10 protein-coding genes are annotated in these 15,377 nt (G+C 47.7%); 7 read left to right on the top strand and 3 right to left on the bottom strand.

Features of this window, described 5'->3' with window-relative positions; genetic code table 11:
- The first annotated feature begins 43 nt into the window (after window positions 1-43).
- From CS921_RS10200 to CS921_RS10190, 3 genes are all read left to right on the top strand, one after another.
- Window positions 44-922: an ROK family protein gene (locus CS921_RS10200; RefSeq protein ID WP_099223519.1), complete on the top strand. Its 879-nt coding sequence runs from the start codon at window positions 44-46 to the stop codon at window positions 920-922.
- A 66-nt stretch (window positions 923-988) separates the two neighbouring features.
- Window positions 989-1,918: an enoyl-[acyl-carrier-protein] reductase FabK gene (fabK, locus tag CS921_RS10195; RefSeq protein WP_099223517.1), complete on the top strand. Its 930-nt coding sequence runs from the start codon at window positions 989-991 to the stop codon at window positions 1,916-1,918.
- Window positions 1,919-1,933: 15 nt separating this feature from the next.
- The gene (locus CS921_RS10190) at window positions 1,934-2,431 is read left to right on the top strand and encodes a pyridoxamine 5'-phosphate oxidase family protein (protein WP_099223515.1); all 498 of its coding nucleotides are present in this window, start codon (window positions 1,934-1,936) and stop codon (window positions 2,429-2,431) included.
- A 95-nt stretch (window positions 2,432-2,526) separates the two neighbouring features.
- Here the strand turns inward: CS921_RS10190 and argH are convergent, their stop codons facing one another.
- Window positions 2,527-3,903, bottom strand: a complete 1,377-nt coding sequence (gene argH, locus CS921_RS10185; RefSeq protein WP_099223513.1) for an argininosuccinate lyase — start codon at window positions 3,901-3,903, stop codon at window positions 2,527-2,529.
- A 2-nt stretch (window positions 3,904-3,905) separates the two neighbouring features.
- On the bottom strand, window positions 3,906-5,120 hold the full coding sequence (locus CS921_RS10180; RefSeq protein WP_099223511.1) for an argininosuccinate synthase: 1,215 nt from the start codon (window positions 5,118-5,120) through the stop codon (window positions 3,906-3,908).
- 198 nt (window positions 5,121-5,318) lie between these two features.
- Between CS921_RS10180 and CS921_RS10175 the strand changes: the two genes are divergently transcribed.
- The 3 genes from CS921_RS10175 (at window position 5,319) to nifJ (ending at window position 12,143) form a co-directional block, all read left to right on the top strand.
- A complete protein-coding gene (locus CS921_RS10175) occupies window positions 5,319-6,359 on the top strand; it encodes an alpha/beta hydrolase (RefSeq protein WP_099223509.1) in 1,041 nt (346 codons plus the stop codon).
- 222 nt (window positions 6,360-6,581) lie between these two features.
- Window positions 6,582-8,318 carry a YfhO family protein gene (locus tag CS921_RS10170; RefSeq protein WP_099223507.1) on the top strand — a complete coding sequence of 579 codons (1,737 nt, stop codon included), beginning with the start codon at window positions 6,582-6,584 and terminating at the stop codon, window positions 8,316-8,318.
- A gap of 132 nt (window positions 8,319-8,450) precedes the next feature.
- Window positions 8,451-12,143, top strand: a complete 3,693-nt coding sequence (gene nifJ / locus CS921_RS10165) for a pyruvate:ferredoxin (flavodoxin) oxidoreductase (protein WP_099223505.1) — start codon at window positions 8,451-8,453, stop codon at window positions 12,141-12,143.
- Window positions 12,144-12,187: 44 nt separating this feature from the next.
- Here nifJ and CS921_RS10160 read toward each other — a convergent pair whose 3' ends face one another.
- Complete coding sequence (locus tag CS921_RS10160; protein WP_099223503.1) at window positions 12,188-12,742, bottom strand: GNAT family N-acetyltransferase; 555 nt, start codon at window positions 12,740-12,742, stop codon at window positions 12,188-12,190.
- A 117-nt stretch (window positions 12,743-12,859) separates the two neighbouring features.
- Here CS921_RS10160 and CS921_RS10155 point away from each other — a divergent pair, with 117 nt between their 5' ends.
- Window positions 12,860-15,214, top strand: a complete 2,355-nt coding sequence (locus CS921_RS10155) for a cation-translocating P-type ATPase (RefSeq protein ID WP_099223501.1) — start codon at window positions 12,860-12,862, stop codon at window positions 15,212-15,214.
- Window positions 15,215-15,377: the final 163 nt, after the last annotated feature.

The raw sequence follows: 15,377 nt of genomic DNA, 5'->3' as shown, positions 1-15,377 counted from the left end.
TAAAATGTAAGCGTTATATGAAATATGAAGGAGCGGATAAAAGATGGTATTTGGAGCGATTGAAGCAGGCGGTACAAAATTTGTTGCAGCAATTGGGGACGAGACGGGCAAAATTATCAAGCGGGCAACTTATAAAACAACAGAGCCATCCGAAACGATGCATGAAGTCATCGGTTTTTTCAAGCCGTATGCAGATGAACTGGAAGCGATTGGGATCGGGTCATTCGGGCCGATTGATATTCGGAAAGACAGTCCGACTTATGGCTACATTACTTCAACGCCAAAACTCGCATGGCGCAATTATGATATTGTTGGTGCGATGAAGGAGGCGTTTGATGTGCCGATCGGCTTTACGACAGACGTGAATGCGGCGGCACTGGGCGAGGTAACGCTGGGTGCGGCCAAAGGGCTCGACAGTTGCATTTACGTGACGATTGGAACCGGTATTGGCGGTGGAGCCGTTTGTGGCGGAAAAATCCTGGAAAACTTTTCCCATCCGGAAATGGGGCATATTCTTGTTCGGCGGAATAAGCATGATCGTTTTACAGGGAACTGTCCGTACCATGATGATTGTCTGGAAGGGCTTGCAGCAGGCGGTGCGATCGAAAAACGCTGGGGTAAAAAAGGCGTGGAACTGGCGGATAGCGAGGAAGTTTGGAACCTTGAAGCACACTATTTAGCACAAGCAATCATGAACTACAGCTTGATTTTGGCGCCGGAACGTATTGTTTTGGGGGGCGGTGTGATGAAGCAACGTCAACTTTTCCCGCTTATTCGTCAAAAGCTGAAAGGAATCATGAATGGTTATGTGCAGCTGCCAAATTTGGAAGAATATATTGTGCCGCCTGCTTTGGAAGATAATGCAGGGATTACAGGCTGTGTGATTTTGGCTGTGCAAACTTTGGCAGAAAATCAAAAATGACCCTACTCGGTGCCTCTTAAATTTGATATACTACTTGTGAGAATGTAAACATTTGGGAGGAACAAAATGAAACTAACAGAACAATTAGGAATCGACTATCCAATTATTCAAGGAGCAATGGCGCAAATTGCAAAAGCCCCACTGGTCGCGGCGGTTTCAAATGCTGGAGGTCTTGGGATTATTGCATCCGGCGGCATGTCAGCAGAAGACTTGCGCGCGGAGATTCAAAAAACAAAGGCCCTGACAGATCGACCATTCGGTGTCAATTTGATGCTGATGATGACAAATATTGAAGAATTGACAGAAGTGATCATTGAAGAGGGCGTTAAAATTATCACAACGGGTGCAGGCACGCCTAAATCCTACATGCCGAAATGGAAAGAAGCAGGAATCGTTGTCATTCCAGTCGTGCCATCCGTTATGATTGCCAAACGAATGGAAAAATTGGGCGCCGATGCTGTGATTGCAGAAGGAACAGAGGCTGGCGGTCATGTTGGCGAAACGACGACCATGGCGCTTTTGCCACAGATTGTGGACGCAGTTTCAATTCCTGTCATTGCAGCAGGAGGAATCGCTGACGGCCGGGGCATGGCGGCTACGTTTGCTCTAGGCGCGAAAGGTGTACAGGTTGGCACACGTTTCCTTGCGACAGATGAATGTCCCGTTCATCCTAACTTTAAAGAAGCTGTGTTAAAAGCAGGCGACCGGGATACAACAGTGACAGGGCGCAGAAATGGGGCGCCGGTTCGTTCAATCAAGAATAAAATGATCAAGGAATACTTGCGGCTGGAAGAGGAAAATGTCGATCGTGACACGCTTGAAAAGCTGACCATGGGTTCACTTCGGAAAGCTGTGCTGGACGGGGATACGGATAATGGTTCGGTCATGGCTGGACAAATTACAGGCCTAGTCACAGAAATCAAGCCGTGCCGGGAAGTCATCGAGGAAATGATGCGCGAAGCTAAAATGGTTGCTGCCGGCCTTATTGTCGAATAATTGGGAGGTGCGCATATGGAAAAAATGCGGCGAAAAGAACGTGAAGTGACGGAGCAGCAGGTGTTAAAGGCGATCGTTGCCAAGGCGCAAGTAGCGCATATCGGTTTCTTTGACAAAGAGTTTCCATATGTCGTGCCGGTGAATTATGGCTATGAGTGGTGCGACGCGGACCAGTTGATTTTTTACATTCACGGGGCAAGGCAGGGCAAGAAGATCCGGCTACTGAAAGAAAATCCTCGTGTTTGTGTGCAAATCGACTGTGACCATACGCTTGTCGAAGCGGGGGACGTTGCGGCGGATTATTCTTTTGCCTACCAGTCGATCATTGCATATGGGGAAGCGGAGATCATTCAAGAAGAGAGTGAGAAACGCCACGCTTTGGATTGTCTCATGCAACATGCAACGGGACGTGATTTGACCACATTTGAGCCAATTTCGGACAAGATGATAGGCGGAACAGGTCTAATCAAAATTACCGTCCAGCATCTAACCGGAAAAGCACATCATAAATAAAAAAGCAGTCATCATAAGGGGACTGTTCCCGCGCACGCAGGCCTAAAAGCGCGCTTAGCGGGGACAGAACAAACCTTAGTGAGATGACTGCTTTTTTACATTTGGAGCGCCTGCTTGGCTTTTTCAATCTGACTTGCGACCTGATCAAAGCCGGTCCCACCTTCTGAATGGCGACGGCTGACGGCTGTTCTCGAGGCCAGCTTATCATAAATATCCGCTTCAATCAGCGGCGAAATGGCCTGATAGTCAGCTAGCGGCACATTTTGCAAATAATAGCCTTTTTTCGTACAGGCGAGGACAAGTTTGCCGACAATTTCGTGCGCCTCGCGGAAAGGAAGGCCTTTTGCCGCCAGATAATCCGCCAGTTCGGTAGCATTTGAAAAGTCCTTTTCAGTCGATTGGCGCATCGTTTCCGAGTGAACCTCCATCGTTTCGATCATGCCCGTAAAAATTTTCAGCGAGGAGAGCAGTGTCTCCACGGTATCAAACATGCCTTCCTTGTCTTCCTGCAAGTCCTTATTGTAGGCGAGCGGAAGCCCCTTTAGTACGGTCAGGAGGCCAAACAGGTTTCCATATACACGTCCAGTCTTGCCGCGAATCAGCTCGGCCATATCTGGATTTTTCTTTTGCGGCATGATCGAGCTGCCGGTGGAATAGGCATCCGTCAGAGTGACGAATTGGAATTCATGGCTGGTCCATAAAATCAATTCTTCGGCAAAGCGCGACAGGTGCATCATCAGGATCGAAGCGTCACTGAGGAATTCCAAAATGAAGTCGCGGTCACTGACAGCATCCAGACTGTTGGCATATATCGCCTGAAAGCCCAATGTGTCTGCCGTCATCGCTCGGTCGATCGGAAAAGTTGTCCCGGCCAGTGCCGCTGCACCAAGCGGGCAAATGTCGATCCGCTTCAAGCTGTCCTGAAGCCGCTCCTTGTCGCGCGCCAGCATTTCATAATAGGCGAGCAGATGATGGGCAAACGCGATCGGCTGGGCATGCTGCAAATGTGTGTAACCTGGCATGACCGTTTCGATATGTTCGGCAGCCTTTGCCACGAGGGCAGTTTGCAAGTCGTGGATCGCTTCTTGAATCAACTGGACGTGTGTTTTCAAATAGAGATGCATGTCGGTTGCCACCTGGTCGTTTCGACTGCGGGCCGTGTGGAGCTTGCCGGCGACAGGACCAATTTCCGCATGTAAAAGTTTTTCCATATTTAAGTGAATATCTTCGTTTTGGATCGTGAAGGTTAGTTCCCCCCGCGCCAGTTTTTGCTGGAGGATTTGCAAGCCGCTTGAAATGGCCGCCGCTTCTTCTGGCTCCAAAATTCCCGTTTCGCCGAGCATTTTGACATGCGCCAGACTGCCAATCAAATCCTGCTCGGCCATGGCCTGATCAACCTCAATCGAGGCTCCGAAAGCATCAATCCATGGTGTACTTGCTCCTTCAAAACGTCCACCCCATAATTTTTCCATGTTTACACCTCGCTTGCTGCTCCTTGTTTGGCGTTGACCTCCGCGCTGACCTTGGTTGGCAATCCGAAAAGCTTAATGAAACCAACTGCTGCCGCTTGATCGAAGGTATCCGCCGACGTATAAGTCGCTAAATTTTCATCATAAAGGGAATTGGGTGATTTTCTGCCTTCCACGATCGCATGGCCTTTGAAAAGTTTCACACGGATCGTGCCGTTCACGTATTTCTGCGTGGTTTTTAGGAAATTGATCAGCGCTTCTGTGAGCGGCGAGTACCAGAGACCATTGTAGATCATTTCACTGATTTTCTGCTCGATCACAGGCTTGAAATGCGCCATTTCACGAACGAAAGTCAAGTCTTCCAGCTCCTTATGCGCCGTGATCAGCGTGACCGCGGCAGGGCATTCATAGACTTCCCGTGATTTGATGCCGACCAGTCGATTCTCAATGTGGTCGATCCGCCCGATCCCGTGCTTACCGGCCATTTTATTTAAAGTGAGAATCAGATTGGCAAGTGTCAAATTTTCCCCGTTGATCGCGATCGGAACACCTGCATCAAAGGTGATTTCAATGATTTCCGGTGTATCCGGCGTCTCCTCCAGTGGCGCTGTCAGATCGTAGGCCTCTTCCGGTGGTGCCGCCCATGGATTCTCCAAGATTCCGCACTCATTGCTTCTGCCCCAGAGGTTTTGATCGATTGAAAACGGATTGTCCAAATCGATCGGCACGGGGATCCCTTTTTCCTGTGCATACGTAATTTCTTCTTCGCGCGACCATTTCCAGTCACGAACGGGTGAAAGAACTTTCAAATCGGGTGCCAGCGCATGAATCGCCACTTCAAAACGAACCTGATCGTTACCTTTTCCCGTGCAGCCGTGCGCAATGGCTGTTGCCCCTTCTTTGCGAGCCACTTCTACCAGTTTTTTCGCGATTAGTGGGCGGCTGAGTGCAGAGACGAGCGGATACTTGCCTTCATAATAGGCGTGTGCTTGAAGCGCGACAAGGGCAAACTCCTCTGCAAATTCTTCCTTGGCATCAATCGTGTGAGAAGCGGCGGCGCCCACTTTCAATGCCTTCTCCTTAATAAAGGCCAAATCCTTTCCTTCCCCAACATCTAAACAGCAGGCAATGACCTCATAATCTAGATCAAGCAGCCACTGGATGGCAACGGAAGTATCGAGCCCGCCAGAGTAAGCTAATACGATTTTTTCTTTTGACATGGAAACATCCCCTTAATTTATAAATATACAATCATTTTTATATATATTACCATCGTGTCGTGCATAAATCAACCTTTAAATTTATTTTTATACATAAATAAGAATTTAAATACATTAGAACGCAATAAGTTGGTCGAAATCTGCAAAACTGCTATACTAGGAAAGTAAAGTAATTTTGTGGTGAGGAGATGAGCGCAATTGAAACAAACATTTAAATGGGTTTTCGTTGTGATTGCAAGTGTGGTATTGCTGCCGCTCGCAATTATATTCTTTATTTACAAAAAGGCAGTCGGCAAACGTGATTTCATACCGGAAGCCGTGGAGAATTTGGATGATGCAGCACAGGAATTCGTGAAGAAAACGGCGCCTTTGTCTGATGTCGATGCGAGATATAAATACATTCGATTGGCACAGAAAGCGGCACCATCTGCTAAAAATATTGAAATCGGTGAAATCGAAAATAAAAAAATTGACGGACCAGGTGGGAAAATTCCGCTGCGTATTTATACACCAGCAAACGAAGGACCTTATGAGATCATCGTGTATTTTCATGGTGGCGGCTTTGTCACTGGCAGTATTCAACATAGTGATGAAATTGCTCGGCGACTCGTTCAGGCAACCGGAGCTCGCGTTATTTCCGTGGACTACCGTTTGGCCCCTGAAAATCCGTTCCCAGCGGCGACACAAGATGCTTATGCGGCCTTGCTTTGGGTGAATTCGCATAACACTAGCTTGCGGGCAAAATCGAAAGACATTATCGTGGCCGGCGACAGTGCTGGAGGAAATTTGGCCGCAGTGGTCTCCCAATTAGCGAAGGCAAAAGGCACCCCGACCATCAGCAAACAGATTTTACTGTATCCGCCAACCGACATTTTCAGCCGGGACGCTTCGGTTCTATACCCGTCGATGGACCATTTCAGCGAAGGCTATGTCCTCACGAAGGAATCGCTGGACAAATATTTCAAACTGTATCTGTCTAAAGCCTCTGACCGGAAGTACGATCCACTAGTTGCACCGATTCGCAGCAAGGATCTCGGCGGCCTGCCAAAAGCGTTTGTCATAACAGCTGAATTTGATCCGCTTAGAGATCAGGGTGAGGCCTATGCGAAGAAATTAAAAGATGCCGGCGTACCGGTTTTTGTGAAGCGTTTTGAAAAAGTGCCTCATGATTTTCTGACAACAAGTTCCGCAGCAACAGAAGAAACCTATGAATTGATTCGTGAGTTTTTAGCGGAGTAAGTGAACAAAACCAAAAATTGGACCACTTGGAAAGTGACGGTCTGATTTTTGGTTTTTTTATGCGCCCAAATAGGATATGAATTGCACGTCTTGCAGGAAATCTGTATACTAGGCTATAACGATTTTGTAAGTGTATTCGATAGCAGGAGCGTGTGTAAGTGAATATAGAGGAGATGATTTCCGTCTGATCGATGAACTTGCTCGACAAGGAGTGTTCATCTTATGATTAAAAATGCTTGGAAAAATTTCCGGGTCGACGGCTTGGTACTAGTTTTGTTTGTTATAATCTCTATTTTCATGTTTTATCCTTACTATCAGACAGGCGAAGTCTATACGGGCGATGATTTTCGCTTTCATATTCAGCGGATGGAAGGCTGGTATCAAATGCTTTCTTCTGGAATTGGCTACAGCTATGCCAACTTTTTCACCTTCCACCAAATTGGCTATCCGCTCGATTTGTTCTATCCTTTTCTAACTTTTTTACCGAGTGCTTTCTTTCGGTTTTTGTTTACAAGTCCAATAACGGCCTACTATGCCTACTTTTTCGTCTGGCAGATTTTAACAATGGGGCTTTGTTATTTTATCGGGCGCAAATTATGGCGATCACGGCTGGCATGTTTTTCCTTCGCGATTGGCTACAGCTTTGCGACGTATCGGCTGATTGATCTGTTTTACCGGGCTGCGGTTGGCGAAACGCTGGCATTGACGTTTTTCCCACTGGCCATTTATGGTTTGTATGCAGTGGCGAATGGGAAACGGCATGCTTGGATTCCGCTTAGCCTTGGCGTGACCTTTGTGTTGTTCAGCCATCTTTTGTCCGTGGTTCTTTTATGCGTGGCCCTACTTTTGATCCTGATCTGCTATCTGCCGGAATTTTTGCGGCATAAAAAACGCTGGCTCACGCTGGGGGGAGCTGTCTTGGCCACGGTTTTATTTGCATCCATCACGCTATTTCCTTTATTGGAGCAACTGCAAGTGGGGGATTATACGGCTTCCTATAGACCGACTTTATCAGAATATCAGCTTTCACTTGGAGATAATCTCTGGGCGAGCTTGACCAATCAGTTGCAGTTCGACTGGCTGGGGACGGATTATTGTGTCGGTTTCTTTGCCGTTCTCAGTATGATCCTCGGAGTAATTTTTATTCGCCGAATCACAAAGTTTGGTCGCGTCATGCTGTTTTCGGCGGTATTTATTTTTCTTTTTGAATGCCTGATGAACTGGGATCTCGTTCAGGACACGATGGTGGCGACGATTCAGTTTCCATGGCGTCTCGACGGTGTGATCACGGCCTGTGCGCTTTTTGTTCTCGGGGAAGTGGTCGAAGTTCTTTGGCAGGCAGAGCGTTTTGGGAAATTTGCCCGCAGCACCTGTTACGTAGGAGCGCTTCTGATCGTCGTGTTCTCCCTTGTCACCTCGACTCAAATGCTGCACAATTTGCAGAACCGGGAATCTTCCGAAGGCGACGCTCGCAAGCCCGTCACTTTTTATAATTATGAGGCAATTGCTGTTGTAAATGGCGGTTGGCCGGGAGATTACCTTTCAGAAGCTGCAAGTGAAAATCAGGATTCGATTCTTGCGCATGAAACCTACCTTGAAAATGGCACTTTTGAGGAAAAAGTAGTCGATAATACGTTAACCATTCGTTGTGAGCTGGACGAAGCGGGTGTGTTGAATACCTATATTCCGTACTATAAAGGCTTTACAATTTATGATAATGGCAAGGTCGTCCCAGTTTCTGTCTCGGATCGGGGCACGATTCAGGCAAAATTATCTGCCGGCGAGCACAACATTGTCGTGTGTTATGAAATGACGATGATTCAAAAAATCAGCTGGACAGTGAGTGCGCTGAGCGGTGGCGCTTTGCTTGTTTTCGGCGCATGGCAAGCAGTTTATGCCTACCGGAAAGCGAAAAGAAGCAAGCAGATTTTCCAAGTCGATGAGTCATTTGGCTTATAAAAGATAAAAAGTTTACAAGTTTGTCAAAAAAACCTGCTGATCGCGCATTGAGTCAGCAGGTTTTGTGGTGTAGAATAGAGAATGGAATAACAATCTCCCTTATTATTAATTAGAACTGGAAGTGGCAAAAAAATGGTACGGAAACGTAAAACAATGGATGGCAATACAGCTGCTGCCCACATTTCCTATGCGTTTACAGAAGTAGCAGCAATCTATCCGATCACGCCTTCTTCAACGATGGCGGAGCTGGTCGATGAATGGTCATCTGCCGGAAAGAAAAACCTATTTGGAGAACCGGTCAAGGTGGTGGAAATGCAGTCCGAGGCAGGGGCGGCAGGTACGGTACACGGGTCGCTCAAAACCGGTGCACTGACCTCCACATACACGGCTTCCCAAGGCTTACTTTTAATGATTCCCAACATGTATAAAATAGCAGGCGAGTTGCTGCCAACCGTCTTTCATGTATCCGCCCGGACGATTTCCGCGGCATCGCTGAATATCTTTGGTGATCATAGTGATGTAATGGCCGCTAGACAAACGGGTTTTGCCATGCTTGCAGAAGGGTCTGTACAGGAAGTCATGGATCTCTCGGCAGTGGCACATCTGGCTTCGTTAAAAGGACGGCTGCCGTTCATCAACTTTTTCGACGGCTTTCGGACTAGCCATGAGCTGCAAAAAATTGACGTACTGGAATACGAGGAACTAGAAGGTCTGCTCGATCAGGAAGCTTTGCATGAATTCCGGTCGCGGGGAATGAGTCCCAACCATCCGACAACATCTGGGTCGAATCAGAATCCCGATATCTTTTTCCAGCAGCGTGAAACGGTCAATCGTTACTATCAGGAAATTCCTACAATCGTGCGTGATTATATGAACGAAATCAACCAGCTGCGCGGCACAGAGTATGATCTGGTCAATTATTACGGGGCTCCGGATGCCACCGATGTCTTAGTCGCAATGGGCTCTGTGACACCGGTCATTGAGCAGACAATCGACCATTTGCGCGAGCAGGGACGAAAAGTCGGCTTGCTGAATATTCGCCTTTACCGGCCGTTCCCAGAAGAAACTTTGCTGGCTAAATGTCCCGAAACGGTGGAACGGATCGCCGTGTTGGATCGTACCAAGGAACCCGGGGCTGGCGGAGAACCGCTACTTCTTGATGTCCAAAGTGCGTTTTATAATAGCTCCATGCATCCGCTCATCATTGGCGGCAGATATGGCCTAGGTTCAAAAGATGTGACACCAGACCAGATTCTCGGTGTTTATTCGCACCTGGCTAGCGAGTCGCCCAAACCACGTTTTACAATTGGTATCGTAGATGATGTCACGCATCTATCCTTGCCGCCAGTTGGTGTAAAAGATTTGACGAATGCCAGCACTTACCAATGCAAATTCTGGGGCTTCGGTTCGGACGGGACAGTCGGCGCCAATAAAGCCGCAATCAAGATTATTGGGGATCATACCGATCTAAACGTCCAAGGGTACTTTTCCTACGACTCCAAAAAATCGGGCGGTCTGACCGTTTCGCATTTACGTTTTGGCGAAGAGCGGATCCGGTCGGCCTATCTCATCACCCATCCAAACTTTGTCTCCTGCTCGACAGCAGCCTATTTGAAGAGCTACGATTTGCTGGAAGGCCTTCGTCCGGGTGGCACCTTCCTTTTGAATACCGTATGGGAAGGCGAACAGCTCGAACGGCATCTACCCGCTAAAATGCGCCGCTTTATCGCAGAGAATGACATTCAATTTTACACGATTAATGCGATCAAAATTGCGGGCGAAGTGGGGCTCGGCAGACGTATCAATACAATCATGCAGACGGCCTTTTTCAAACTGACGAATATTTTACCATTTGAAGAAGCGCTTGCTGAATTAAAAGATTCCGCAGTTCGCACTTACGGGAAAAAGGATATGCGGGTAGCCGAAAAAAATATTGCGGCGATGGATCAAGCAATCAGTCGCTTGACAAAAGTCGATGTGCCGGATTCTTGGCGTGAGGCAGTGGACAAACCGGCCGCCGCTCAAATGGACGCTCCAGATTATGTCAAAAATATTCTCCAACCAGTGAATGCCCTTCAAGGAGATGCCCTTTCGGTGGGGGCGTTGATTCAAAACGGCATGGAAGACGGCAGTTATCCGCAGGGAACCGCAGCCTATGAAAAACGCGGGATTGCACTGGAAGTCCCCGAATGGATCGCAGAAAACTGCACGATGTGTAATGAATGCGCCTTTGTCTGTCCGCATGCAGCCATCCGCCCGATCCTTGCAGATGAGGAAGAAGCAGCCAGTGCGCCAAAAGGATTCATCACGCGGGAAATGCGTGGCAAAGACGGCCTGCGTTACCGGATTCAAGTTTCACCGCTCGACTGTACGGGTTGCAATCTCTGCGCCCAAACTTGTCCGGCGAAGGAAAAAGCGCTCGTCATGAAACCGTTCGACGAGGTGGCCGAGCAAGAAAAACCAAACTGGTCCTTTGCAATGACGGTCACGCCGAAGAAAAATCCCGGCAAAAAGAATACGATTCCCGGCAGTCAGTTTGAACAACCGCTGCTTGAATTTTCCGGCGCCTGTGCGGGTTGCGGTGAAACACCTTATGTCAAACTGTTGACGCAAATGTTTGGCGACCGAATGATGATTGCCAATGCGACCGGCTGCTCATCGATTTGGGGAGCCAGTGCACCGGCCACACCTTATACCGTCAATCATCAAGGACAAGGACCTGCCTGGGCCAATTCGCTGTTGGAAGACAATGCAGAATACGGTTACGGCATGTATCTTGCCAATCAGACGATGCGTGAAGCCTTGGCTAAACGAGTCGAGGCGGCTCTTCAAGATGCCAACTTATCAGAGCCACTACGTTTGGCGATGCAGGAATGGCATGAAAAACGTTTATCCGGCGATGAAACACGCGACCGGGCAGAGGCACTTGAGCTCGCACTGCTTGCAGAAATGGATGGACAGCCTGAGCTAGAAGCGATTTATGCATCACGCGATCTGTTTATCAAACGCTCGCAGTGGATGGTAGGCGGAGACGGCTGGGCCTACGATATTGGATTTGGCGGCATTGACCATGTCCTGGCTAGCGGCGCAGATGTCAATATGCTGGTGATGGATAATGAAGTATATTCCAATACGGGCGGTCAATCTTCCAAAGCGACTCCAACAGCCGCAATCGCCAAATTTGCTTCGGGCGGAAAAACAGCCGCGAAAAAAGATTTGGGCATCATGGCGATGAGTTATGGGAATATCTATGTCGCACAAATCGCGATGGGCGCCAATAAACGGCAGGCGCTAAAAGCCATTGAAGAAGCAGAACGTTATCCAGGTCCTTCTTTGATCATTGCCTATACGCCTTGCATTAATCACGGTATTTCAGCTGGAATGAAAACGATGCTGACCGAAACGCAAAAGGCAGTGGAATGCGGCTATTGGAACATCTATCGTTATAATCCAGAACTGGAAGCCCAAGGAAAAAATCCAATGGTGATGGACTTCAAGAAACCGGATTTCACACAATTTGAAGATTTTCTCAAAAGGGAAACGCGTTATTCGGCGCTTTATAAACAACAACCGGAAGTGGCCACGGCGCTTGCGATTAAAACACAGCAGGATGCAGAGCGGCGCTTTACCCGTTATGCCAATTTAGCCGGACTGGATGTTGACAAGTTGTTAAAACGACAGATAGCAGATGAAAAAGCACCGGTTAAAGAAAGAGCCACTCGGGAACGCACGCCTCGTCCTGTAGATCCTGAACGGGAAGCGCGGCGCAAGGCACGTGCCGAACGACGTAAAGCACGAGAAGAAACGATCCAAAATGAAGAATAAAAAAGGGCTTGGTGCACTGCATGAGATCGGCAGTGCCCAAGCCTTTAGTTTGAATCGGTACGTATAAAGAGGGTTAGCGGGATTTCTTTTCCCTGCTCGTCAAGATCGGCTTCTTTAAAAGAAAAATCCTGCTCAAAGCCGCTTTTCTCTAGTAGCTTGCATGATGCGATATTGGCGGGATTTGTGACAGCGAATAATTGTTTCAACCCAAGAAAATTAAAGCTGAAAGGGACGACAGCTTGTACAGCCTCAGTCATCAAGCCTTTTTTCTGAAAAGCGGGCAATAATTCGTATCCCAGATCAGCCCGTTGCTTTTCCTCGTCAAAATTCCACAAGCAGATGGTGCCAATTAAGGCTTTAGAGTCTTTTTGCTGGATTGCCCAATAAATCCATTGGTTATTTTTTATACCAGCTTGGATTTTGTGGTAATATGATTCTGTAGCCTTTTTGTTTTGGTCAAGCTTTCTGCCGGTGAACTTTGCGACCAGCGGATCAGAACGAAGCTGAAATAACCACTCGAGATCGGCCGCTTCAAGGGCTCTTAGCTTTAAACGTGCAGTGAGCAGCTCGGGAAATGGATGCGTTTTGGAACGAAGCATGTTCAAAACCTCCTCTTTGATTTGAAGAAAGTATAGCGCAAAACCGGCCGTTTTCCAAGCCGAACTGTTGCATACTTCATAAACAACTGTAATTTTACCAGTAAAGGATTGATTGCTTTGAAGAATGAACCGAATAATCCAGCAAGAGAAGCGCAACAAGAAGCTTATCCGCTTACTGGTCTCTCGAACGAACAAGTCGATAAGCAAAAGCAAGCAGGTAAACAAAATCTGGCGCTTAAGCCGTTGACACGTTCGATTTCGCGGATCTGTCGGGATAATATGCTGACGCTGTTCAACTTGATTAACGTGACAATCGCCTGTTTTATCATCTATACAGGCAGCTATAAAAATTTGTTGTTCTTAGGCGTTGCGCTTTGCAATACCGGAATGGGGATTTTTCAAGAAATCAGGGCGAAACGGCAGATCGACAAACTAACAATTTTGACAAACAGTAAAGTCAAAGTGATTCGTAACGGGAAAAGAGTCGAGATTGAACAGGAAGAAATGGTACTGGGCGATTTGATGCTGCTTGAACGGGGCGACCAGATCCCAGCTGACGGCCTTGTGCAGCAAACGGCGGGCCTTGAAGTCGATGAGTCCCAATTGACCGGCGAATCAGACCCAGTAGCCAAACAGACGGGCGAATCGGTCATGAGCGGCAGCTTTATTTTAAGCGGCCAGGCCTTTGTCGAAACGACCGCAGTAGGGGAAGACAGCTTTGTTTCCAAATTGTCACTCGAAGCCAAGCAAGAAAAAACCGCCTATAGCGAGCTGCTTCGTTCAATTAAAACGATCATCAAGGTACTCACCTTTGTCATTATTCCACTCGGAGTCATTCTGTTTATTGCTCAGCTCAACCAAAGCGGCGACTTAAATGCGTCAATCCTTGGAACGGCGGCCGCCATGATCGGTATGATTCCAGAAGGGCTGGTCCTCCTAACGACCGTTGCACTGGCTGTCGGAGTTGTCAATCTGGCCAAACATAAAGTCCTCGTCAAGACGCTGCCAGCGATCGAAACACTTGCCCGTGTCGACGTGCTTTGCTTGGACAAAACAGGAACCATCACGAGCGGCAATCTGCATGTAACGGATGTTTTACCAGAAGCCGAGCATACAGAGGCAGAACTGAGCGAAGCCGTGGCAGCCATTGTCTTTACTTTAAATGATAATAATTCCACCAGTATTGCTTTGAAGAATGCCTTTCCAGAACGCCCCGACTGGCAAAAGATCGAAACGGTCCCATTCTCCTCAGCCAGAAAATGGAGCGGTGTTACTTTTAAAAATCGCGGGAGCTATGTCATTGGTGCACCGGAATTCGTTTTCCGCGATACGCTTTCAGAGCAGAAACGGCAAGAACTGCATCACTATGCCGAAAAAGGGTATCGAGTGCTGTGCCTGGCCAAGTCAGAGCATCCGCTGCCTGAACTTCAGGAGATGGAATTGATCGGCCTGATTTTAATTGCAGACGAGCTCCGTAAAGAAGCCAAGGATACTTTCCGGTATTTCAAAGAGCAGGGCGTCTCCATCAAAATCATTTCCGGTGATAATCCCGTTACGGTGGCCAATGTCGCCATGCAAGCGGAAATCGAACATGGCCATGAGTATATCGATATGAGCCAAGTGAAGGAAACAGATGACTTTAGTGAAATCGTGCAGGCCTATACCGTATTTGGTCGGGTGACACCACATCAGAAGAAAAAGCTCGTGCAGGCGTATCAAAAAGAAGGTCATACGGTAGCCATGACGGGTGACGGTGTCAATGATGTTCTGGCACTCAAAGAATCAAATTGTAGTATTGCCATGGCAGAAGGTAGCGATGCGACTAGAAGTGTAGCCGATTTTGTCCTGCTGAATAATAATTTTGATTCGATGATCAACGTGTTAAAAGAAGGTCGCCGCGTCATCAATAATATCGAACGCGTGTCTTCACTCTACCTCATCAAGACGATTTATTCCGTCGTGTTGACGATTATTTTCACGTTTGTCAACAACGCCTATCCGTTCCAACCGATCCAACTCAGCCCGATTTCTGCCTTAACAGTCGGGATTCCATCGTTTTTCCTAGCGCTTAAGCCAAACTATGAACGCATCCAAGGGCAGTTTTTGAAAAAGGTGCTGCAAACAGCGGTACCGGCTGCCTTCTGTATTGTCAGTTATATCATCGTCATTATGCTGATCGGAAATATTTTCGGCATGAGCTTTGCTGAAACTTCCACGATGAATGTGCTATTGATGGGGATTGTCTGCTTTACCGCCTTGCTGACAGTGGCGCATCCGTTTGACTTTAAAATTAAGCTGATGATTGGACTTTTGATGAGTGCCTTTTTGTGCCTCTTCCTCTTCCTCGGCCCGATTTTTTCCTATACATCGTTGCTAAACTGGGGAATGGCAATTGTCTATGTGCCGCTTGCAGTTTCCGTCTATCCATTCTTTCATTCCGTTCGCGGAGTGATCATGCAATTTGTTAAATAAAAGCCGACCAAAGAGGATGGCTAAACCGACCCCCGAAAGTCAGATGAGTAGGTCTGACTCTCGGGGGTCATTTTATTTCTTTCCTGAATATTTTTGTGTGGTGCTAACGTGCATACATGTGCAAGACGAAAAAAGCCCTCCTTGGAATCTGTGGGAATTCCAA

It is taken from the genome of Listeria costaricensis (assembly GCF_900183385.1).
Classification (GTDB): domain Bacteria; phylum Bacillota; class Bacilli; order Lactobacillales; family Listeriaceae; genus Listeria; species Listeria costaricensis.
This window is presented reverse-complemented; position numbering and strand designations above follow the sequence as displayed.

Bases quoted from the DNA above. Each gene is read 5' to 3' on its own strand.
- CS921_RS10180 (WP_099223511.1), bottom strand. From the start codon at position 5,120: ATGTCAAAAGAAAAAATCGTATTAGCTTACTCTGGCGGGCTCGATACT.
- fabK (WP_099223517.1), top strand. From the start codon at position 989: ATGAAACTAACAGAACAATTAGGAATCGACTATCCAATTATTCAAGGA.
- CS921_RS10200 (WP_099223519.1), top strand. From the start codon at position 44: ATGGTATTTGGAGCGATTGAAGCAGGCGGTACAAAATTTGTTGCAGCA.
- CS921_RS10190 (WP_099223515.1), top strand. From the start codon at position 1,934: ATGGAAAAAATGCGGCGAAAAGAACGTGAAGTGACGGAGCAGCAGGTG.
- argH (WP_099223513.1), bottom strand. From the start codon at position 3,903: ATGGAAAAATTATGGGGTGGACGTTTTGAAGGAGCAAGTACACCATGG.
- nifJ (WP_099223505.1), top strand. From the start codon at position 8,451: ATGGTACGGAAACGTAAAACAATGGATGGCAATACAGCTGCTGCCCAC.
- CS921_RS10160 (WP_099223503.1), bottom strand. From the start codon at position 12,742: ATGCTTCGTTCCAAAACGCATCCATTTCCCGAGCTGCTCACTGCACGT.
- CS921_RS10170 (WP_099223507.1), top strand. From the start codon at position 6,582: ATGATTAAAAATGCTTGGAAAAATTTCCGGGTCGACGGCTTGGTACTA.